2 protein-coding genes are annotated in these 25,534 nt (G+C 69.8%); both read left to right on the forward strand.

Annotation, left to right across the window (positions count from 1 at the left end):
* Positions 1-165: 165 nt before the first annotated feature.
* On the forward strand, positions 166-24,633 hold the full coding sequence (locus ACWIGI_RS36405; RefSeq protein WP_454208107.1) for a non-ribosomal peptide synthase/polyketide synthase: 24,468 nt from the start codon (positions 166-168) through the stop codon (positions 24,631-24,633).
* On the forward strand, positions 24,630-25,409 hold the full coding sequence (locus ACWIGI_RS36410; protein WP_454208108.1) for an FkbM family methyltransferase: 780 nt from the start codon (positions 24,630-24,632) through the stop codon (positions 25,407-25,409). Before ACWIGI_RS36405 ends, ACWIGI_RS36410 begins: the two co-directional genes overlap by 4 nt.
* Positions 25,410-25,534 lie beyond the last annotated feature (125 nt).

The following is a 25,534-nucleotide window of genomic DNA, read 5'->3' on the forward strand; positions in this document are numbered from 1 at the left end:
GCCGGATCGCTGTTCCAGCGGATTCGGTGCGGCCCGCCGGTTGATCCGGGGCTACACGAGAGCGGTACCGGGGCGGGCCGGCATCCGAATGCATTCAATTTCGTATGAGGTTGGCCGGTGCGGTTATTCGCGTCGCACGGCCGGTGATAACGAAGAGGTTGTGCAATGGACGAGAACCACGACAGGACCACTTCCGACTCGGAGTTGATTCCGCTTTCGAGAGCGCAGTACGGTATGTGGCTCGCCGGTCAGTCCTCGAATGGGACGGCCGTCAACATTGCGCACTACATCGAGATCGACGGCGTCATCGATTACGAGTTGTTCACGCGAGCGGTCAACGACGCCGGGCACGAGACCGAGTCGATGGTGGTGCGAGTCGTACTCTCCGACGGCGAACCCTATCAATTCGTCGATCGCAGTATCACCTACTCCGAACCGATACTGGATTTCACCGGCGAAGCCGATCCCGTCGCCGCCGCGATGGAATGGATGCGACGCGACAGCGGCGCGACGACGGTCGATCTGAGCCACGATCGCCTCGCCGTGACAAAGCTGATCAAGGTCGGGAGCGAGAAGTACTTCTGGTACGCGCGCGCCCATCATCTCGTCATCGACGGCTACGGCGCGTTCAATGTCCTCACCCGGGTCGCCGAACACTACAACGCTCTGGTCGAGGGCCGTGCGCCGTCGCCGCTACCGGCGGCGACCCTGGCCGAGATCGTCGAGCACGAGCGCGCGTACCGGTCCGGTACACGGTTCGAGACCGATCGCGGGTACTGGCTGAACAAGTCCGCCGAACTGCCCGCCCCGACCGGACTGGCCGGTCGCACCGGCCGGCCGAGTCCGTTCGACTCGGTCGCCGCGCGCGAGGTTCCGGCGTCGATCGCCGACGCCATCGATCGCTGCGCCACCCGGCACAGTGCCTCACCGCCGCAGGTGGTCATCGCCGGCTTCGCGGCGTTCCTTTCCCGCATGACCGGCGCGAACGATGTCGTGCTCTCGCTCCCGGTGAGCGCTCGCGTGACCAGACGCCTGCGCAACGCCGCCGCGATGCTGGCCAACATGGTGCCGATCCACTTCACCCTCGGCGCCGACAGCACCATCGAGACCCTGGTGCAGAGTTCGATATCCGAACTCGCACTCGCACTGCGTCATCAGCTGTACCGCTTCGAGGACATGCGCAGAGAGTTCCCCGCCTTCGATACGGCGGCCAGTGCCTTCGGCCCGATCGTGAACATCGTTTTCTTCGATTCCGAGATCCGGCTCGGCGCGGCCGTGGGGCGCTATCACGCCCTGACCTCGGGCGCCCTCGAAGATCTGCAACTGAACCTCTACCGCCAGGGAACCGACCCGCTGATGGTCGAACTCCACGGCAACACCGACCTCTACAGCGACACCGAACTGGCCTCGCATCTGGATCGATTCCTCGACTTCCTGTCGGGGCTGCTGGAGAGCCCCCCGGACACCCCGGTCTCTGCCGTCCCGATCATCAGCGCGGCCGAAGAGCGCCGGATCCTCGTCGACCTGGCCGGGCGTCCCGGAAACGACACGCCGGCGACGCTGGTCGACATCATCGGGCGAACGTCCGACGGCTCACCCACCGAGCCGGCGCGGGTCGCCGTCAGCGCGGAATCGGGCACGATCACCTACGACGAGCTGGACCGCAGGTCGAATCGATTCGCCCGGCGACTGATCGAGCTGGGCGCCGGCCCCGAATCGCTCGTCGCCATCGCGATGCCCCGCGACGCCGACCTGATCGTCGCCGTCCTGGGCGTGCTGAAGTCGGGCGCGGGCTACCTCCCACTGGACCTGACCCACCCCGCCGATCGGCTCGCGTACATCCTGTCGGACGCGAACCCGCTCATGATCGTGACCTGTGCCGGCGTGCTCGACGCGGTGTCGACCGACCACAGCCGAATCGTCTACTTCGACGACCCCGGCACCGACCGGGACGACGTCGACGACCGGCCGCTGTCCGAGGACGAGCGCCGCACTCCGCTGCAGCCGGATCACCTCGCCTACGTCATCTACACCTCCGGCTCGACCGGAAAGCCCAAGGGCGTCACGATCACCCACCGGGCGGCGGTCAGCCACGTGACCAACGCGTGCGCCGAGATCGGGATCCGGGACGACGACGTGTGGAGCTTCTTCCACTCGTTCGCGTTCGACTACTCGATCTGGGAGATATTCGGTCCTCTGACCACCGGCGGGCGCGTCGTCGTCATCGACGGCCTCACCGCCCGATCGCCGGACGAGGTGGTACGGCTCCTGGCCCGCGAGCACGTGACGGTCTTCAGCCAGACGCCCTCGGCGTTCTTCCAGTTCGCCGCCGCCCGGCAGCGGTACGCGGCCGCCGGTGAGACCGAAGGGCCGCTGGCGCTGCGCCTGGTCGTACTCTCCGGCGAGGCCCTCGACCCGGCGGGCCTGGCGCAGTGGTACGCGCACAATCCCGGACTTCCCTTGCTGGCCAACAGCTATGGAATCACCGAGACCACGGTCTTCGTCACCTACACCACGCTCACCGCGGACTCGGCCGTTCCCGGGGCGCAGAGCCCGATCGGAACCGCCTTGCCCGGGCTGCGGACGTACGTGCTGGATTCCATGCTGCGGCCGTGCCCGCCGGGCGCCTGGGGCGAAATGTATGTCGGGGGCGAGCAATTGGCCCGCGGCTACCTCGGCCGCACCGCCCTGAGCGCGGCACGGTTCGTCGCCGACCCGTTCGCGGGACCCGGCGCACGGATGTACCGCAGCGGTGACATCGCACGCTGGAACACCGGCGAGCAACTGGAGTACCGCGGCCGAGCCGACCAGCAGGTGCAGTTGCGCGGATTCCGGATCGAACTCGACGAGATCCGGGCGGCGCTGCTGTCGCATCCGGCGGTGTCGGTCGCGGTCGTGACCGTCGATCGACCCGACACCGAGGCCGCGCGGCTGGTCGGGTACATCGTGCCCGCACCCGCCGCGGTCTGCGATATCGACGAACTGCGCGCGCATCTGGGCGAGACCCTGCCCGAGTACATGATTCCCACCTGCATCCTCGAGATCGAGTCGGTACCCCTGACGGTCAACGGCAAGACCGACTTCCGAGCACTGCCCGCACCCGTGGTCGAATCCACCACGACGTACGTCGCCCCCGGAACGCCGGTCGAACAGGCTGTCGCGGAGGTGTTCTCGGACGTTCTCGGGGCCGCCCGGGTCGGCGCGCTCGACAGCTTCTTCGCGCTCGGCGGCAACTCGCTGTCCGCGAACACCGCGGCGGTACGAATCGGCGGCGCTCTCGGGTGCGAGGTCTCGGTGCGTGACCTGTTCCAGCAGCCGACGGTGGCGGGACTGGCGCAGCGCCTGGAAGCCCTCACCGCCGAGGGCGTCTCCCCCGCCCCGGCGCTGGTCGCCACGGACAGACCCGCGCCGATACCGCTCGCCCCGGCACAGGTCCGCATCTGGCTGCTGGATCAGGCCGGTGACGCGGCGGCCCTCTACAACATCCCGCTGGTCCTGCGATTGACCGGGAACCTGGACCTTCCCGCCCTGCGCGCGGCACTGCTGGACGTCATCGAGCGCCACGAATCGCTGCGGACCCGCTATCCGGCGGTCGACGGCGCCGGTACCCAGGTGATTCAGGACGCCGAGGAGGTCGTGTCGACGTTCGACCTGACCCCGCAACCGGTCCGCGCCGCCGACGTCGGCGAGCGGGTACGCGCCCTCGCCGCCGTCGGCACCGACCTGAGCGAGCACGCCCCCGTTCACGCCACCGTGCTGGCCGTGACCGACAACCCGGGCGAACACGTGCTCGTGCTGGTGCTGCACCACATCTGTTGCGACGGCGTCTCGCTGGGGCCGCTGGCCACCGACACCGCCATCGCCTACGAGGCGCGGGCGCACGGCCGAGCACCGGGCTGGAGCCCGCTGGCGGTCCAGTACGCCGACTACAGCCTGTGGCAGCACCGCGTACTCGGCGACCCCGACGACCCCGAATCACCGGCCGCACACCAATTGCGCTACTGGGTAACACAACTCGCGGACATGCCGCCGCTGCTGGAACTGCCCGCCGATCGCCCGCGCCCGCCCCGGCGAAGCTTCGCCGGTGGCGTGATCGACTCCGCCATCCCGGCCGATCTGTTCGCGGCGGTCGAGCAGTTGGCACAGCGCACCGGGGCCACGCCCTTCATGGTTCTCCATGCCGCGGTGGCGATCCTGCTCGCGCGCCTGGCGGGGACCTCGGACGTCACCATGGGCACCCCGGTCGCCGGACGCGGTGAACCGGCGCTCGAACCGCTGATCGGGATGTTCGTCAACACGGTGCCGCTGCGGACCCGCGTCGTGCCCGAGGAGTCGTTCACCGACCTGCTCGGGCGAGTCGTCGACACCGACATCGAGGGGTTCGCGCACAGCGCGCTGCCCTTCGATCGCATCGTCCAAGAACTGCATCCGGCACGCTCGATGGCCTACGCCCCGGTGTGCCAGGTATTTCTGTCGCTCGAGAACGCGGGGCGGCCGAGCGTGCACCTGCCCGATCTCACGGTGGAGGTCATCGAGCCCGCCGACGAGCCCGCCAAGGTCGACCTCATCGTCACCGTGTGCGAGAACGGCACTCCCGGAAGCGATGTCGGGTTGCGCCTGAACTACGCCACCGATCTGTTCGACGCCGGGACCATCGAGGCCCTGGCGGGACGCCTGGTCCGCGTGCTCGCGACGATCGCCGAGGATCCGCGGGTCCGGGTGGGCGACATCGACGTGCTGGATTCCCGGGAGAGACGTCGGCTGGTCCCGGCCTCGGGCGGGCCGGCCGAGCAGCCGTACCCGCTGGCCGCACTCTGGTCGGTCGATGACACCAAGGCCCCCGCCATCATCAGCGGCGACCGCACGGTGTCCTACGGGGAGCTCGACTCGTGGTCGAACCAGCTTGCGCGAGTGCTGATCTCGCGCGGTGTCGGGCCGGACCATCCCCTCGCGATTCTGCTCGGCCGCTCGATCGACTTCGTCGTCTCGATGTGGGCCGCGACGAAGGCGGGCGCGGCCTTCGTCGCCATCGATCCCCGCAACCCCGCCGACCGTGTCGCCCATATCGTGGCCGACTCCGGCGCCCGGGTCGTGATCACCACGGCGGAACACGAAACAGCTCTCACACAGCCGAATTCGAGCCTGGTCATCGACGACCCGCGCACCGCGGCCCAGGTCGCGGCGGCGTCGGCAACGGCCGTCACCGATGCCGAGCGCGCACGCGGCTGCCACGTCGCCGATATCGCCTACATCCTCTACACCTCGGGATCGACGGGGACTCCCAAGGGTGTCGCGGTATCGCACCGGGGGCTCGCGAACTTCGCCGCCGAACAACGGGACCGGTACCGGATCGACCATCGTTCCCGGGTGCTGCAGCTGGCCGCGCCGGGCTTCGACGCGGTGGTGCTCGAGTTGCTGATGGCCCACACCACCGGGGCCGCCCTGGTGGTGTCGCCGCCGGAGGTGTTCGCGGGAGACGAACTCGCACAACTGATCCGCGCCCAGCGGGTGTCGCACGCGTTCGTGACCCCGAGCGTGCTGGCGACGATGTCACCCGACGGGCTGGACTCGCTGCAGTGCCTGGTCGCCGGCGGTGAGGCCGTGACCGCCGAGACCACCGAAGTGTGGGCGCCGGGCCGGCGGCTGCACAACGGATACGGTCCCACCGAGACCACGATCATGGTCGCGATCAGCGACCCCCTGAGTGCCGGTGAACCGGTCACGATGGGCGGCCCGATCCGCGGTGTCGAGGCGGTCGTCCTCGACGAACGGCTGCGACCGGTACCCGCGGGGGTCGGTGGCGAATTGCACATCGCCGGAGCACATCTCGCGCGGGGCTACCTCGGCCGGCCGGGCGCCACCGCCTGCGCGTTCGTCGCCGACCCGTTCGGCGCACCGGGCAGCCGCATGTACCGCACGGGCGACCTGGTGCGCTGGAACAGCGACGACACCCTCACCTACCTCGGGCGCAGCGACTTCCAGGTCAAGATTCGCGGCCAGCGCATCGAACTGGGCGAGATCGACAGCGTGCTCGCCGCACACGACACGGTGGCCGCGGCGGTCTCGGTCGGTGTCCACTCCCCCGACGGGACGCGGCTCGCCGCCTACGTCGTGCCCGCCGGCGACGACGGCATCGACACCGTCGCACTGCGCGAGCACCTGGCCCGGCAGCTGCCGGCGCACATGATCCCGGACGTCGTCATCCCCCTCGACGCGATCCCGCTCTCACCCGTCGGCAAGATCGACCGGGCGGCGCTGCCGGAGCCGGACTTCACCCGCTCCACCGACTACGTGGCGCCGCGCACCGCGCTCGAGCACGTCGTCGCCGATGTCTTCGCACAGGTACTGGGATCGAGCCGGATCGGAGCCGACGACAACTTCTTCGCACTGGGCGGCAACTCGCTCTCGGCCACCCGGGCGACCGCGCGCCTGGGCGCCGCCCTCGGCATCGACGTGCCCATGCGCACGCTGTTCGAGCACCCGTCCGTCGCGTCGCTGGCCGCGCACATCGACGGTTACGCCCCGACGCGCCGCGTGCCGCTCGTTCCGCAACACCGGCCGGACCGAGTTCCGCTCTCGCCCGCTCAGACCCGGATGTGGTTCCTCAACCAGTTCGACACGGACTCCGCGCTGTACAACATCCCCGTGGTGGTGCGTCTGACCGGTGCACTCGACGCGGACGCCATGCGCTCGGCGTTCGCCGACATCCTCGAACGGCACGAAACGCTGCGGACGATCTATCCCGACGCTCCCGGCGGGCCGCACCAGGTGATCCTCACGGTCGAAGACGCCCTGCCCCAGCACGATCCGACTCAGGTGGCTGCCGGCGAACAGGACACCCTTGTCCACGAGCTGGTGACCGCCGGTTTCGACGTCACCCGGGAGGTTCCCGTCCGGCTCACGATCCTGCGGAGCGCACCCGATGCGCACGTGGTCGTCGTGGTGTTCCACCACATCTGCTTCGACGGGTCGTCGCTGGCGCCACTGGCCGCCGACCTCATGATCGCCTACCGGGCCCGTGCGCACGGTCGCGCGCCGGCGTGGACTCCGCTGCCGGTGCAGTACGCGGATTACGCACTGTGGCAACGTAATCTGCTCGGCGCCGACGACAATCCCGAGAGCCCGGCGGCAGCGCAGATCACCTACTGGCAGCGGACACTCGCCGGGCTGCCCGACCTGCTGGACCTGCCGACCGACCGGCCCCGGCCCCCGAGTCAGTCCTTCCGCGGGGCGACGGTCACCGCGAGCGTGCCCGCCGAACTCCACCGCGAGGTGCGGGCGCTCGCGCAGCAGCACGACGCGACGGTCTTCATGGTGATGCACGCCGCGTTCGCGGCGCTGCTGGCGCGGCTGTCGGGCAGTGGCGACATCGCGATCGGTACGCCGATCGCCGGTCGCGGCGAACCGGGGCTGGACGGTCTGGTCGGCATGTTCGTCAACACGCTCGTCCTGCGGACCGGGGTGCACGGCGACTCCACCTTCCTCGGGCTACTGGATCACGTCCGCGGCGCCGACCTGGGCGCTTTCGACCACGCCGACATCCCGTTCGAGCGCCTGGTCGAGGTGATCAATCCCGCGCGGAGCACCGCGCACGCGCCACTGACCCAGGTCGGATTCTCCTTCCAGAACATCGACGTGCCGGTGCTGCGGTTCGACGGTCTCACCGTGGCCACGGAGCTGGTCGACCCGCACGTCGCGAAGTACGACCTGCACCTGAACGTGGTGGACGCACCGGCCCTCGACGGTGAACCGGGGCCGCTGGGAATCGAATTCGGTTACGCCGTAGATCTTTTCGACGAGGCAACCGCCCGCACGCTCGTCGAACGATTCGTGCGGCTGCTGCGCGCGGTCGTCGGGGACCCGGAGTCCGTGATCGGGGACGTGGATCTGCTGGATGCCGAGGAACTCCGGGCGCTCGTCGGCGACGCGAGCCCGGTACAGCAGCCGGCGCCCTCGACCATCGCGGAACTCTTCGCGGCGCAGGTGGCCGCGACTCCGCTGAATATCGCCGTCCACGACCAGGAAAGCGGCCAACGGCTCAGTTACGCGGAGTTCGGCGCGCGGGTCGGCACACTGGCCCGAGCGCTCGAAGCCCGTGGGGTGGGCCCGGGTGACATCGTGGCCGTGGCCATGCACCGGTCGCTGGATCTGCTGGTCACCCTCTACGCGATTCACGCGGCGGGCGCCGCGTACCTGCCCGTGGATCCCGACAATCCACACGAGCGGATCCACACCGTCCTCGCGACCGCCCAGCCCCGTGCCGTGGTGACTCGTCCCCACGACAGCGCCGCACTCGGCACCTGGAATCCGGTGTGGCTGCTGGAGGAGCTGGACGGAACGCCGGACGGGTCCGAGGTGACCGAACCGAATCGATCGCCGCACCCGGCCGATCTGGCCTACGTCATCTACACCTCCGGCTCGACCGGAACACCGAAGGGCGTCGCCCTGCCGCACGCCGCGGTCGTCAACCAGCTCGACTGGATGCGCACGCACTACGGGCTCGGCGGCAGCGACGTGCTGCTGTGGCGGACACCGTTCACCTTCGATCTGTCGGTGTGGGAACTGTTCTCCGCTCTGACCTGCGGCGCGTCGGTGGTCATCGCCGACGACACCCACCGGGACGATCCGCGACTCCTCGCGCGGCTGATGGCCGACTTCGGTGTCACCACGGTCGATTTCGTACCGTCGCTGCTGTCGGCGTTCCTCGACGGCGCCGATACTCTCGCGCTGCCCGGCCTGCGGCAGGTGCTGTGCATCGGCGAGGCACTGCCCGCCGCCGTCGTGCGCCGGTTCCGCGAACTCGGCGACGCGCGCATCGACAATCTGTACGGACCCACCGAGGCCGCGGTCAGCGTCACGGCGTACCGCATCGACGCCACCGATGACACCTCCCCGGTGCCGATCGGCACACCGCAGACGAATGTGACCGTGCGCGTGCTGGATTCGCGCCTGCACCCCGTGCCGCGCGGGGTGGCCGGCGAGCTGTATCTGGGCGGTGTGCAGCTCGCGCGGGGCTACCACAACAATCCCGCCACGACCGCGACCTCGTTCGTGGCCGACCCCTTCTCCCGGATTCCCGGCTCGCGCCTCTACCGCACCGGTGACCTGGTCCGCTGGAACGGCGACGGCGTCCTGCAGTTCGTCGGCCGCGCCGACACGCAGGTCAAGATCCGGGGCCTGCGTATCGAACTCGGCGATATCGAAGCGGCCCTGACCTCGCACGCGGACATCCAGACCGCCGTCGTGCAGGTGTGTTCCGAGCACGACAGCCCGCGCCTGGTCGGCCACATCGTCGCCACCACCGTGCTCGACGACCGCCGCGTCCGGAAACACCTGCTGAACCAGCTGCCCGCATACATGGTGCCGACCGCGGTGATCCAGGTGGACGCCATTCCGCTCACCGCGAACGGCAAGGTCGACTACACGGCCCTGCTCGCGCTCGGCGATGGCGCCGACACGCACGACCGCGACTATCGCGAGCCCCGAGGGCTTTTCGAGGAAACCGTCGCCGCGGTGTTCGCCGATCTGCTCGAACGCACCGGGGTGGGCGCCGACGACAACTTCTTCGACCTGGGGGGAAACTCACTGGTCGCCTCCCAGGCCCTGAGTCGTATCGGCAGCGCCGCCGGGGTGTCCATTCCGCTGCGGGCGCTGTTCGAGGCGCCGACGGTCACCGAGCTGGCCGAACGGATCGCGGTGTCGCGATCGGTGCCTGCCCTCCCGGCGCTGACCAAACTCCCCCGGCCCGAACGCATTCCGCTGTCGCCCGCGCAGCTGCGGATGTGGTTCCTCAATCAGCTCGATCCCGACGCGGCCGGATACGTCATTCCGCTGGTGATCGCACTGCGCGGCGAACTCGACCTCGACGCCCTGGCCGCGGCCTTCGCCGATGTGATCGAGCGTCACGAGAGCCTGCGCACGATGTACCCGGCCACCGACGGACAGCCCGAGCAGCGGGTGGTCGAGCCGTATGCCGCCCTCGCCGCACACGATCTCACCCCCCGCCCGATCCGGCGCGAGCAACTGCCGATCGAGCTGGAAACGTTCTGCGGCACCGGATTCGACGTCGCCGAGGCGGTGCCGGTACGCGTTGCGCTGTATCAGCTGTCTGACAACGACTTCGTGGTGGCACTGGCCGTTCACCACATCGGTTGCGACGGATTCTCGGTGGCGCCGCTCGTCACCGATCTGGTCTCGTCCTATCGGTCCCGCGCTGCGGGGACGGCACCCGATCGGGCGCCGTTGCCGGTCCACTACATCGACTACACCCTGTGGCAGCGAGAATTGCTCGGCGACGTCGAGGACCCCGACTCCCGCGCGGGCCGGGACCTGGCCTACTGGCGCGACCGTCTCGACGGCGTCCCGGAGTTGATCGCGCTGCCCACCGATCGGCCGCGCCCGCGGGCACAGAGCTTCCGGGCGGCGGTGATCCAGCGGCAACTGGACGGCGAGCTGCACGGGCGGATCGAGGCGCTGGCGCGCCGCTCCGGCACCACCTCGTTCATGGTCGTGCACGCGGCCCTCGCGGTGCTGCTGTCGAAAATGTCCGGGAGCGAGGACATCACCATCGGCGTGCCGCACGCCGGCCGCGGCGACAAAGCGCTCGACCGGCTGGTCGGGATGTTCGTCAATACGCTGGTGCTGCGGACCCGTCCGGTGCCCGAGCAGAGCGTCGCGGCCCTGCTCGACGACGTCAAACGGGCCGCCCTCGACGCGTTCGACCACGCCTCGGTCCCCTTCGAGGCGCTCGTGGAAGCACTCAATCCGACCCGGACGACAGCACACTCGCCCCTGTTCCAGGTGCTACTGGCCTACCAGAACATGACCCGCGCGCGAGCGGAGTTCGAGGGCCTCACCATCGAGGAGATGGACCCCGGCGCGGGCGCGGCCATCTACGACCTGCTGTTCATGATCAGCGAGGACCACGGTCCACACCGCACGCCGGCCGGAATGACGGTCCGGCTGACCTATGCCACCGACCTGTTCGACGAGATCACCGCCCACCGCCTGATCGAGGGCCTGGCCCGCGTTCTCACCGCGTTCACGATCGACGACACCCGTGCGATCGGCGAGATCACACTGCTCGACGAGGACGAACGGCACCGGGTGTTGCGGGCCTGGAACGACACCGGCGCCTCCGTGGCGCCGGGACGCACGCTCGTGGACATGTTCGACGAGCAGGTCGCCCGGACACCGGACCTGCCCGCGATCCAGGCGCCCGGCGGCCCCGCGACGAGCTACCGGGACTTCGACGCCGCGGCCAACCGCCTGGGCCGCTGGCTCATCGCCCGCGGGGCGGGGCCCGAAACGGTTGTGGCCGTGGCCATGCGGCGCTCGACGACAACGGTGACCGCGGTGTACGCGGTGCTCAAGTCCGGGGCGGCGTTCGTTCCGATCGACCCCGACCACCCGCGGGCCCGCATCGCCCAGATCCTGGCGGCGACCGATCCGGCGCTGGTGCTGACCACCGCCGACCTCGCGGACGCGCTGCCCGACGATGCGGACCGGATCGCCGTCGACCGAATCGATCTCGACGACATCGACGACGCGCCGATCACCGATGCCGACCGGCGCACCCCGCTGCGGCCGGACAACCTCGCCTACGTCCTGTTCACCTCGGGATCCACCGGCGTGCCCAAGGGCGTGGCACTGACGCACGCGGCCACCGCGAGCCAGCTCGCCTGGGCGCAGCACCAATGGTTCCACGACGACTCCGATGTCGTGCTGCACAAGACCCCCCTCACCTTCGACATCTCCGTCTGGGAGATGCTGTGGCCCTTGCACACCGGCGCGCGGGTTCTCGTCGCCGCCGCCGACGGGCACCGCGATCCCGCCTACCTGGCGAGGACGATCGCCGAGCACCGGGTCACCACCGTCCACTTCGTGCCCTCGATGCTCGATGTCTTCGGCGAATCGGGCGGACAGCGCGCGCTGCCGTCGGTGCGGCGAGTGTTCGTCGCCGGAGAGGCGTTGGCGCACAAGACCGTTGCCGGCGCCCGCCCCGTCTTCCCCGACGCCGATCTGGTGAACTGGTACGGACCCGCCGAGGCGGAAGTCGTCACGGCTCACCGCTGCTCGGCGACCTCGGCCTCGGGATCGGTTCCGATCGGCGCCCCGGTATCGGGAATGCGGACGGTGGTGCTCGACCGGTGGCTGCGGCCGGTACCGGTCGGCGTCGCCGGCGAGCTGTACGTTTCGGGCGTCCAACTGTCCCGGGGTTACCACGCGCGCACCGATCTCACCTGCGGCGCGTTCGTCGCGCACCCCTTCGGGGCGCCCGGCGAGCGCATGTACCGCACCGGAGACCTGGCGCGCTGGCGCCCGGACGGCGAGCTGGAATACCTGGGCCGGCGCGACTTCCAGGTGAAGGTGCGCGGTCAGCGCGTCGAGCTGGGCGAGATCGAGGCCGCCCTGCGGTCCATCCCCGAGGTCGCCGGCGCCGTCGTGACGGTGACCGGACGGCAGATCGCCGGGTACGTGACGGTGACCCCCGGCGCGACGGTCACCGGCGGCGACCTCCGCTCCCGGTTGCGCGCGATGCTGCCCGGCTACCTGGTGCCCGACGGCATCCACGTGCTCTACAGCTGGCCGCTGACCCCGAACGGCAAGCTCGACCGCGCGGCGTTGCCCGCACCGGAGATCCTCCCCGACACCGAGCCGACAGCTCCGCGCACACCGGCCGAAGCCATCCTGGCGGACATCGTCGCCGGGCTCGCCGGGCTCGAGCAGGTCGGGGTGACGGCGAACATCTTCGAGGTCGGCATCAACTCGCTGTCGGCGGCCCAGTTCGCCGCCCGGGGCGGAGCAGCGCTGGGCGTCGAGATCAGCATCGGCGACGTCTTCGACGCGCCGACGGTCGCCGAGCTGGCCGAACTGGTCGACTCCCGCACCGGCGGCCCCGCCGGCCCGGCCCTGACCGCGTCCGCACGACCGCCGCTGATCCCGCTCTCGGCGGCGCAGCGCCGCATGTGGGTGATCAACCAGGTCGATGTCACCTCGGCGGGCTACAACATCAGCTTCGCGGCCCGGTTGACCGGTGCTCTCGACATCGACGCGCTGCGGCTCGCGTTCGACGATGTCGGCAGACGCCACGAACCCCTGCGGACGATCTATCCCAGCTTCGAGAACCTGCCCTGCCAGGTCGTCCTGGATCCCGCAGTGGCGAACGCGGATCTGGAGCTGGAACCGATCCAGGTCGCCGACGAGCGGGATCTCACCGATCGGATCGCGCGGGTGGTCGGCACCGGCTTCGATATCGCCGCCGAGGTCCCGGTGCGGGCACGGGTCTATCGAATCGACCCCGACACGCATGTCCTGGTGTGCGTGGTCCACCACGTCGCCGCGGACGGCGCGTCGATGGCTCCCCTGGCCGGTGACATCTTCGCCGCCTACCAGGCGCGGGCCAACGGCAAAGCGCCGCAGTGGGATCCGCTGGTGGTGCAGTACGCCGACTACGCCCTGTGGCAGCGGGAGATGCTGGGATCTCAGGACGACTCGGCCTCGCTGGGCGCCCGGCAGCTGGCGTACTGGACCGACACCCTCGAGGACGCGCCGGAACTGCTCGCCCTGCCGATCGACCACCCGCGACCGCCCATGCTGTCGATGACCGGGGCCTCGGTGGATTTCGACGTCTCCGCGGACCTGCACGACGCCATCGCCGGTCTGGCCCGCCGCGAGGGCGTCACGGTGTTCGTCGTGCTGCACGCGGCGCTCGCGGTCATGCTGGCGCGCACCACACACGGTGACGACATCTCGATAGGCACCGCGGTCGCCGGTCGCGGCAGACCCGAACTGGACCCGCTGGTCGGGATGTTCGTCAACACGGTGGTACTGCGTACCCACCCGCGCGACGACCAGTCCTTCCGGGCATTTCTGGCCGATGTGCGACAGGTCGACCTGATGGCGCTGTCCAACGCGGACGTGCCCTTCGATCGGGTGGTCGATGCCGTGGGCCGGTCGATATCCACCGCGTACACGCCGCTGTACCAGGTGATGCTCGGGCTCACGAATCACTCCAGCACGGAGTTCGCGCTGCCCGGGGTGACGGTCGATCTGATCGATACCGGTGTCGCACAAGCCAAGACCGATCTCACCGTGTTCTTCACCGAGCGCATGACGGACGGGCGACCCGCGGGACTCGACGGTGAAATCGTCTACACCACCGAGCTTTTCACCGAATCCACGGCGACCACGCTGGCCCGGCGGTTGCTGCTGATCCTGGAATCGGTCACCTCCGATCCGGACCGGTCCCTGGGTGCGATCGCTGTTCTCGACGCCGCGGAGACCCGGCGTCTGGTTCCGGCACGCGGCGGCGCCGTCGAGACTCCCGTCCGGCTCCCGGACCTGCTGACCGCGACGGCCGCGGCCAACCCGTCGGAGATCGCGGTGATCGTGGGCGACGACCGTCTGACCTACGCCGAACTCGATGCCCGTTCCAACCGGCTCGCCCGGTATCTGATCGACCGCGGCGCGGCGCCGGGAACCGTCGTCGCACTGGCGGCGGAGCGTTCCATGGAACTCCACCTCGGGTTGTGGGCGATCACCAAGACCGGGGCGGCGTTCGTCCCGATCGACCCCCACCACCCCGCGGAACGCGTCGAGCGGTTGATTCGCGACTGCGACGTGACGCTGGGGATCACCCGCGCGGACTCGCGCGCGCCGCTGCCGGAGGGAGTCGAGTGGGTGACCCTCGACGACCCGGAGGCCGGCGCGGCGATCGCGGCGTATCCCGACCGGCCGGTGACCGACACCGATCGGCGACGACCGTTGCATGTGCTCGACGCGGCCTACGTGCTCTACACCTCCGGATCGACGGGCACCCCCAAGGGTGTGGTCGTGTCCCATGCGGGCATGGCGAATCTGGCCACCGACCAGCGGCGGCGCTACGGCCCCGATTCCGCGTCGCGGATCCTGCAGGTGGCCGCACCGGTGTTCGACGCGGCGATGTCCGAAGTGCTGATGGCGCACGCCACGGGCGCGGCCCTGGTCGTCGCGCCGCCGGAGGTCTTCTGTGGCTCCGATCTGTCGGAATTCATTGCCGCGCATCGTGTTTCGCACGCGCTGCTGACGCCGAGCGTGCTCGCGACCATGTCACCGGCCGGGCTCGACGCGATGAGCACCCTGATCGTCGGCGGTGAGTCGGTGTCCGCCGATCTGGTCGCGCAGTGGTCACCGGGCCGCCGTCTCTGCAACGCCTACGGCCCGACCGAGGCGACCGTCGTGGTCACCACGAGTGGCCCGATGCGACCGGACCAGCCGATCACGATCGGCTCTCCGATCACCGGTGCGGAGGTCGTGGTTCTCGACGCGAAGTTGCGACCCGTCGCGGTGGGCGCCACGGGCGAACTGTACGTCTCGGGTCCCGGATTGGCGCGCGGATATCTCGACCGCCCCGGGGCCACCGCGGCGACGTTCATCGGTAATCCCTACGGAAAGCCGGGTACCCGGCTCTATCGCACCGGCGACATCGTCCGCTGGACCGCGCACCACACCCTGCAGTACATCGGCCGGCGGGATTTCCAGGTCAAGATTCGCGGGCAGCGTATCGAACTCGCCGAGATCGACGCCGCCCTGCTCACCTATCCGAATGTGGCCGCCGCGACCACGATCAGCCGACTGGGACCCGTCGGCCGGCCGGTGCTGGCCGCGTATGTCGTGCCGGCCGCGGACACGACCCTGGACCCGGATGCCGTCGCGGCCCACGTGGCCGCGGCGCTGCCCGCGCACATGGTGCCCGCCACGATCTCGGTGCTCGACCGGATGCCGATCACCTCGATCGGCAAGATCGATCGCAGCGCGTTGCCCGAGCCGGTGGTCCGGCCGGACGACGAGGACGAAGTGCAGGCGATGTCCGCGACCGAGCGCGCCATCGCCGCCGCGTTCGCCGATGTCCTCGGCACCTCGCCGATCGGGCCGACCACATCGTTCTTCGCGCTCGGCGGCGATTCCATCCTGTCGATTCAGCTCACATCGAGGCTGAAAGCCGCCGGTATCGCGGTGACGGCACGGGACATCTTCGAGAACAAGACCGTGCGGGCCTTGGCGCGTGTCGCCCGCAGCGGAGATCGCGTCGTCCTCGCCGAACTTCCCGGCGGCGGGACCGGCGATCTCCCCTTCACCCCGGTGGTGGCCTGGTACGCCGACCGGTTGGGCGCGGCCGCGGGCTTCGCCCAGTCGATGCTGCTCCGGCTGCCCGCCCAGGCCCGACCCGAGGACGTGGTCGCGACGGTGCAGGCCGTGATCGACCGGCACGACATGCTGCGGGTGACGTTGACCGGTGACGGGTTGTCGGTGCGTCCCGTCGGTTCCGTCGACGCCGCCGACGCCGTCCTGACCCGGGAGTTCCCGCGCGGATCCGCGCCCGGCAGTGACGGTTTCACCGCTATCGTCGACGCCGCGCTGACCGAGGCCGTCTCCCACCTCGATCCCGTTGCCGGACAACTGGTTCGGGTCGTGTGCCTGGTGCCGGCCGACCATGGCACGGACGCGCGGGTACTCGTCGTCATCCACCATCTCGCCGTGGACGCGGTGTCGTGGCGCATCCTCGTGCCCGATTTCGCCGCGGCCTGGCACCACGTCACCCTCGGTGGGACCGCGATGACGCCCGAGCACGGCACGTCGATGAGGCGGTGGGCGCACGCGCTGGTGGACGTCGCCCCGCGGCACAGCGGCGAGCTGGAGCTGTGGCAGCGGATGAGCGGGGCACCGGATCCGCGGCTGGGCAGTGTGTCCCTCGACCCGGGGATCGATGTCCAGGCCACGGTGCGCCGGCTCACCGCCACCGTCTCGCCGGAGGTGAGCGCGGTGATCGTGAACGCGGTGCCCGCCGCCGTGCACGGCAGCGTCGAGGACGCGCTGCTGGGTGCGCTGGCGGTGGCGATGACCCGGTGGCGCGCCCGGCGCGGAATCGCCCACGCCGGTGTGAAAGTGCTGCTCGAAGGGCACGGACGCGCCGAGCAGATCGTCGCCGGAGCCGACGTGTCGCGCACGGTGGGCTGGTTCACCAACGCCTATCCGGTCGCCCTGGATCTGACCGCCGTGCCGCTGTCCGACCTTGCGGCCGTGGTGAAGTCGGTCAAGAACCAGTTGCGGTCGATCCCCGACAGGGGGATGGGATTCGGTTTGCTGCGATACCTGAACCCGGCCACCGGCGCGGCGCTGGCCGCACATCCCGAACCGCAGATCGGGTTCAACTACCTCGGCCGGCTCGGTGTCGATCTCACCGCCGCGAGCGACGTGGCGTGGGCGCCCACCGGCGACGCCTACGACCGGTGGTCCGTGCTCGCCCCGACGGTGCCCGCCGCCGCGACCGTCACCTTCGATGTGGTCGTGACCGACACGCCCGCGGGTCCGACCCTGTCCGCGACCGTCGGCTACGCCTCCCGGCTGCTGAACCGCGACGACATCGCCGAACTGGTCGACGGCTGGATCGCGGCGGTGACCGAGATCGCTTCGGCCGCAACAGAGAACGACGACTGGGGTCTCACGCCGGCCGATGTCTCCCCGGTCGATCTCGACCAGTCGGATCTCGACCGATTCGCCCTGCGATACGGGCCGCTGACCGACGTGTGGCCACTGGCGCCGCTGCAGGCCGGACTGCTGTTCCACGCGGAGCTGGCCGCCGGCGATCTCGACGTCTACACCGCGCAATCGGTTCTCACCCTGTCCGGTTCGGTCGACGAGGACCGGATGCGGCGGGCGGCCGCGGCGCTGCTGCGGCGACATCCGAATCTGCGAGCGGCGTTCGCGCGCACGGGTTCCGGTGTTCCGGTCCAGATCATCACCGACGCCGTCGAGCCGGCCTGGCGCCGAGTCGATCTCGCGGACGGTGAGATGCCCGAGCACGTGATCGCCGCGGACCGCCGGTGCGGGTTCACCGCCACCGAAGCGCCGCTGCTGCGACTGCTGTACGTCGTCGTCTCCCCGCGGGAGGTCCGCCTGGTGCTGACCGCGCACCACCTGCTGCTCGACGGGTGGTCGATGCCGCTGCTGTGGCGGGAGTTGATCGGGTTGTACGCGGTGGACTCCCACGAGGCCGCGCTGCCGGACGCTCCGTCCTTCGGCGATTACCTGCGGTGGTTGCACCGCCGGGACGCCGAGGCCGATGTCGCGGCGTGGCGGGACATGCTCGCGACGGTGCGGGAACCCACCCTGATCTCGAGTTCGGCGGCCGGTGCGACCGTCGAGATCCCGAGCGACCTGACGGTCAGCATCGACCTCACCTCCACCGTCGAACTCGTGACCGTCTCCCGCGCGCACGCGGTGACGATGGCGACGGTCGTGCAGTACGCGTGGGCGACGGTGCTGGGCAAGGTGCTCGGCGTCGAGGAGGTGGTCTTCGGCACCACGGTCTCGGGCCGCCCCGCCGAGGTGCCGGGCGTGGAGTCGATGATCGGCCTGTTCATCAACACCGTGCCCGTCGTCGTCCGATTGCGCAGCGACGAATCGATCGGCGAAGGGCTGCACCGGCTACAGGCCGACAACACCCGCATGCTCGACCACCACTACCTCGATCTGCCGCGAATCCTGGCCGCCGCACCGACATCCCGGCTCTTCGACACCCTGGTGGTGTTCGAGTCCTACCCGGTCGACAGCAGCGGACTCGGCGAGACCGATATCGACGGGATGCGGGTGACCGCGGCGCAGGGCAGCGACGCCGCGCACTATCCGATCACCATCCAGGCCCATCAAACCGACCGTCTGCACATCCGGGTCCGTTTCCAGCCGGCGCACGTCGACGCGATGACCGCGACCACCGTGGCCACGCTCCTGGAATCGGCCCTGCACACGATCGCCGCGGCTCCGGCGACACCGCTGGCGGCGATCGACCTGATGGCTCCCGCCGACCGCAAGGCGCTGGTACCCGCGTGCGGCGGACCCGCGCTGCCGCCCTCGACCCTCGCCGTTCTGCTGGGCACCGGCATGCCGGCGAATCCCCAAGCGCCGGCGCTGATCTGCGAGTCCGCCACGATGTCCTACGCCGAACTCGACGAGCGCTCCACCCGCATCGCGCGGACGCTGATCGGCTGGGACGTGGGACCGGGCGCGACGGTCGCGCTCACGATGGCGCGCTCGGTCGAGTCGGTGCTCGCGATGTGGGCGGTCGCCAAGACCGGCGCGGCGTTCCTGCCGATCGACCCGCGCAACCCGGCCGACCGCGTCGCGCGGATTCTGTCCGATTCCGGCACCGGCACGGTGGTGACCGTCGAGGAATTCCGTCCGCTGGCGCCCGAGTCCGCGCGACTGCTCGTGCTCGACGATCCGGCCGACCGGGCAGCGATCGATCGCCAGTCGCCGGTTCCGCTGCTGGACAGCGACCTGGTGCGCGCGGCGAGCATTCGAGACGCCGCGTACGTTCTCTACACCTCGGGATCGACCGGGGTGCCCAAGGGCGTCATCGTCACCCACGAGGGGCTGGCGAATTTCGCTGCCGCGCAACGTGACCGGTTCGGTGCCGACAGCCGGGCACGGGTGTTGCAGATAGCCGCGCCCGGTTTCGACGCGGTCATCCTCGAACTGCTGCTGGCGCACACGGCGGGCGGCGCGCTGGTGGTGCCGCCACCGCAGGCGGTCGGCGGACCCGAACTCGCACAGTTCATTTCGACCCAGCGGGCGACCCACGCGTTCGTGACACCCAGTGTGCTGGCCACACTGTCCCCGCAGGGCCTGGATTCGTTGCAGGTACTGGTCGTCGGCGGCGAAGCGGTCACCCGGGACACGGTCGCGACGTGGGCCCCGGGCCGGCGACTGTTCAACGGATACGGGCCGACCGAGACGACCGTGCTGGCGGTGACCAGCACCGCGCTGGACCCGCGCGAACCGGTACAGCTCGGCACGCCGCTGCGTGGCGTCGACGCCGTCGTACTGGACAGCAGGCTGCGGCCGGTACCGGTCGGAGTGATCGGGGAGTTGTATCTGTCCGGTGTGCAGCTGGCCCGCGGATACCTGAACCGGCCGGTGGCCACGGCGGCGGCGTTCGTCGCCGACCCGTTCGGCCCGGCGGGGGCACGCATGTACCGCACGGGCGACCTGGTCCGCTGGACCCCGCAGCACACCCTGCAGTACCTCGGGCGCAGCGACTTCCAGATCAAGGTGCGCGGTCAGCGCATCGAGCCCGGGGAGATCGAGTCGGCGCTGGCCGGGCATCCGGGAGTCGAGCGCGCCGTGGTCCTGCTCCGGCCCGACGAGCGCGGAATCGACCGTCTCGTGGCCTATCTCGTCGCGAGCGAACACGTCGACCCCGATCAGGTGCGAGCGGCGGCGCGCCGTCAACTGCCGGCGCACATGGTCCCGGACGTGTGTATGGTGGTCGACGCGCTCCCGATGACGCGCACCGGCAAACTCGATCGGCTGGCGCTGCCGCAACCGCAGCTGGTCGCGGACAACCCCTGGGTTGCCCCGCGCACCCCGACCGAGCGTGCGGTGGTCGAGGTGTTCGGCCGAGTGCTGGACCTGACCACGGTCGGCGCGTGCGACGACTTCTTCGAGCTGGGCGGCGACTCGCTCTCGGCGACCCGGGTCACCGCCCAGCTCCAGGACACGCTGGGTCTGGAGGTCGGCATCCGCGATTTGTTCGAGGCGTCCACCGCGGCGGACCTGGCCGCGCGCCTCGAGGCCCGCGGCAGTCGTGCCGGGGTGCCGCTGCGCCGGCACACCCGCCCCGAGCTCGTGCCGTTGTCGCTGGCGCAGCAGCGGATGTGGTTCCTCAACCAGCTCGACACCTCCATCGGCGCCTACAACATTCCGCTGGTCCTTCGACTGACCGGCGAGCTGGATATCGTTGCGCTGCAACGCGCGTGCACGCTCGTCGTGGGCCGCCACGAGATCCTGCGAACGACATTCCCGGCAACCGACGGCGTCGCTCATCAGGTCACCATGCCGGTCGAGGCCACCACCGGGCCGCTGCCCGTGGAGCCGGTCGGGGCCGAGCAGCTGCTCGAGCGCGTCACCGCGATCGTGTCGGCCAGTTTCGACGTGACGCGGGAGCCGCCGGTGCGCATGATCCTGCTGCGGCTGGGCGAGCGTGAGCACGTCCTGGTCGCGGCCGTCCACCACATCTGCGCCGATGGCCAATCCATGATCCCGCTGGCACGGGATCTGGCGATCGCCTACGCGGCGAGCCGGCAGGGCGTACCGCCGGCGTGGCCCGATCTCCCGGTCCAGTACTCGGACTACACGCTGTGGCAGCGTCAGCTGCTCGGTGACGCGGACGATCCCGAATCCCTGATGGCGCAACAGTTGCGCTTCTGGGAGCAGACGTTGAGCGGACTGCCCGATCTGCTCGACCTGCCCACCGATCGGCCCCGGCCCGCGGTGGCCACCCTGCGCGGAGCCACCGCCGAGTTCGCGATCTCCCCCGCACTGCACGCCCGGATCTCGGCGATGGCGCGGGAGCGGCACGTCACGGTGTTCATGCTGATGCACGCCGCGCTGACCGTCGTGCTGGCGCGACTGGCGCACACCGATGATGTCGCGGTGGGCATTCCGGTCGCGGGACGTGGCGCGCGCGAACTGGACGACCTGGTCGGCATGTTCGTCAACACCCTCGTGCTGCGCACCCGGATCTCACCGCAGCAGGGGTTCGCCGAACTCCTCGAGGCGACGCGAGCGACGGACCTGGCCGCCCTGGCGCACGCCGATGTGCCCTTCGAACAGGTCGTGGAGACGCTCAACCCGGTACGGTCCACCGCCCATCTGCCGCTGTACCAGGTCACCCTCGATGTCCGGACCATGCAGACCTCGGCGCTGGAGCTGGACGGGCTGACCGTCGAACCGGCGGGCAGCGGTTTCCAACCGGCACAGGCCGATATGGCCGTCACGCTGGTCGAGCACTTCTCCCAGCGATCCGTCCCCCAGGGCATGATGGGCCAGCTGACCTACGCCAGCGACCTGTTCACCGCCGACACGATCGACCGGTTCGTCGGGGCCTACATTCGAGTCCTCGACCAGGTCACCGCGGATCCGGCGCTCGTGGTCGGCGGCATCGATTTCGTCGATGCCGATCAGCGGCGCGAACTGCTCCTGGCGGCGGGCAGCGATGGTCTCGAGCTTCCGGCGCCCACCCTGGGCGAGCTGTTCGCCGTTCAGGTCCAGGCGCGTCCGGACGCGGTCGCGGTGTCCGACGGACGGTCGCAGCTGACCTACGCGGAGCTCGATCGGCGGGCGGACGCGGTGGCGGCACGGCTGCTGGCGAGCGGCGCGGGACCGGATTCCCTTGTCGCGGTGGCGCTTCCCCGGTCGTTCGAGCTCATCGTCGGGCTGTTGGGCGTGATTCGAGCCGGGGCGGGCTATCTGCCGCTGGACGTGGCCTATCCGCCGGAACGGTTGCGGTTCATCCTCGCCGACGCCGAGCCGGTGGCGCTGCTGGCTGCCGCGGACACGGTGGCCGCGGTGCCGATGGCGGAGATCGCGGCTCCGACGGTGCTGATCGAGGACTGCGACGCATCCGGTGACGGTCCGCGTCCCTCGGCGCCGCGACCGGACAACATCGCCTATGTCATCTACACCTCGGGGTCGACCGGCCGGCCCAAGGGCGTCGTCGTCACCCATCGCGATGTGCTGGCCCTGTTCGCCGGCGCCGCCGAACGCTTCGACGTCGGCCCGGACGACATCTGGACGTTGTTCCATTCCTACGCTTTCGATTTCGCGGTGTGGGAGATGTGGGGCGCGCTGCTGACCGGCGGCAAGGTGATCGTCGTGGACTACGCCACGTCCCGGTCGCCGGAGACGTTCGTCGACCTGGTCACGCGCGAGAAGGTCACCGTGCTCAGCCAGACGCCGTCGGCCTTCTACGGGTTCGCCGATGCCGAACGCCGGCAACGGGACTCGGGCGCCGGGAACGGTCTCGCGTTGCGCTACGTGGTCTTCGGCGGCGAACCGCTCGATCCGGGTCGCCTGGCCGGCTGGTTCCAGGACCACAGCCCGGGATCACCGCACATGGTGAACATGTACGGGATCACCGAGACGACAGTGCATGTGACGCACGGCGAGACCACCGATCCCGGTGCGAACGGCATCGGCCGTCCGCTCCCGGGGCTGCGCGTCCATATCCTGGACGACGATCTGCGGCTCGCGCCCATCGGGGCCGTCGGGGAGATCTATATCGCCGGCGCGCAACTCTCCCGCGGCTATCTCGCGGCGCCGGGACTGACGGCGGGGCGCTTCGTCGCCGATCCGTTCGGCCGGCCCGGCTCCCTGCTGTACCGGTCCGGTGACCTGGGCCGGTGGCAGAAGTGCGGGGACACCATGGAACTGGTGCACGCGGGGCGTGCGGACGCGCAGGTTCAGTTGCGGGGCTTCCGCATCGAGCTGGCCGAGGTCGAGGCTGCGCTGCTGCATCATCCCGCCGTGACCCAGGCCGCCGCGGCGGTGCACCGGCGCGAGGACGGCATCGACCAGCTGATCGGGTATGTCATCGGCCGGCGCGGTACCCGCATCGACCCCCGCGACATCCTCGATCACGCGGCCGAATTCCTCACCGGCTACATGCTGCCCTCGACCGTCATGGTGGTGGACGAGTTGCCGTTGACCGTCAACGGCAAGCTCGATCGGCGGGCGCTGCCGTCGCCCGAATTCCACAGCACGACAACCGAAACGGTGCTGCCGAGGACGCACACCGAGAAGCTGATCTGCGACGCCTTCGGCCGGGTGCTGGGAATCGATCAGGTCAGCGCGGTGGACGGCTTCTTCGACATGGGCGGCAATTCGCTGCTTGCCACCAAGGTGCTGGCACAGTTGCAGGCCCAGGGAATCGGCATCGAACTGCCGTGGATGTTCGACGACGCGACGCCGCGTGCGCTCGCCGAACGGCTCGACGGCGCCCAGGGCGGGTCGGGCCTGCAGGTGCTGCTGCCGTTGCGGGCGTCGGGCAACTACCCCGCGCTGTTCACCGTGCACCCGGCCGGTGGACTGGCGTGGTTCTACGGCGGGCTGGCCGAGTATCTGGACGGGCAGCGCCCCATCCTCGGGTTGCAGGACCCCCACGTCGTCGCCGCCGAACCGGAGGCTTCGTCGATCGATCAGCTGGTCGACCGGTACGTGGCCGAGATCCGGCGGGCCCAGCCGGTCGGCCCCTACCATCTGCTCGGCTGGTCGCTGGGCGGGTGTTTGGCGCACGCGATCGCGGTGCGGCTGCAGCGCGAGGGCGCGCAGGTGGGTGTGCTGGCGCTGATGGACTGTGCCGTGGGCCTGCCCGACGACACCATGGACGCGGTCGGCATCGATCAGGGGCCGGGCGAGTCGATGGCGGATCTGCTGGGCGGCTGGCGCGAACTGTTCGACCTGGGTACCGAGGTCGGTGCGGCGACGCACGAACAGGCGTGGACGGTCATTCGTGAGCGGATCACGGCCACCGGCCTGTTCACCGACGACCAGATCGAGCGGGTGATGGAGAGCTTCGAGAACGCGGGCGCGATCGCACAGAGCTATCGGCCCGGCGTCTTCGACGGCGACATGATCTTCTTCGCCGCGGGCAAGGATCGCGCCGACCACGACGCGCTGGCGCGAACCTGGCGGCCGTTCGTCTCGGGCGCGCTGCACAGCATGGTCATCGACGCCCGCCACCTGGAATTGACCCATCCACAGTCACTGGCCGTCATCGGCCCGATACTCGAAAGGCACATGACCGGCCAATGACGAATCTCAAGGAATTCCGGCTCATGGACGGCAGGACGATTTCCTGCACCAGCGCCGCCGAGGCGCGCATGCTGTGGGTCGAGATGTCGGACGAGGGCTTCTACCGCAGCGCCGCGGCCACCCTGCGGGACGGTGACGTCGTGCTGGACATCGGCGCGAACATCGGGCTCAGCGCGATCATGTTCGCCGATACCCGCCCCGGCGTGCGCGTCATCGCCGCCGAACCCGCTCCGGTGACGTTCGAGTGCCTCGCCCGAAATCTCGGCACGCACGTACCCGGCTCGGTCCCCCTGCGGGTGGCCGCCGGCCGCGACAGGGGCCGCGCGCAGTTCACCTGGTACCCCCGCGCGTCCGCGAATTCCGGCCTGTACGCCGATCAGCGCACCGACGACAAGGCCACCGAGATATTCCTGCGGAACAGCGGCCTCGACGACGACGCGATAGGCGTGCTGACCAACGGCCTGCACGTGGGCGAGGAGATAGAGGTCGAGGTGACGACCGTGTCCGACATCATCGAAAGCCATTGCCCCGACGCCGAGATAGGTGTGCTGAAAGTCGACGTGGAGCGCGCCGAAATGGATGTCCTGGAAGGAATATCCGACACCCATTGGCCCCGCATCCACACGGTGGTGGCCGAGGTACACGATCTGGATGGTCGGTTGAACGAGATCTGCGATCTGTTGGGCGCGAAGGGCTTTCGCGTACACGCCCGCCAGGATCGGGTGCTGTCGGGAACGGAGTTGAACGAGGTGTTCGCGACCAGGGATCGGTCGTAGTCGGCGCCGTTCCCGAATCAAGCGGGCGGAAAACCGGCAGCTACCTGTGCTGTCAGGTATATCGTTGGTAGCAGTCGGACCCTCGACGCCCTTCTCCCGCAACGTTATTGACTTCGGACACTGGT

This window comes from Nocardia sp. NPDC055321 (genome assembly GCF_053645575.1).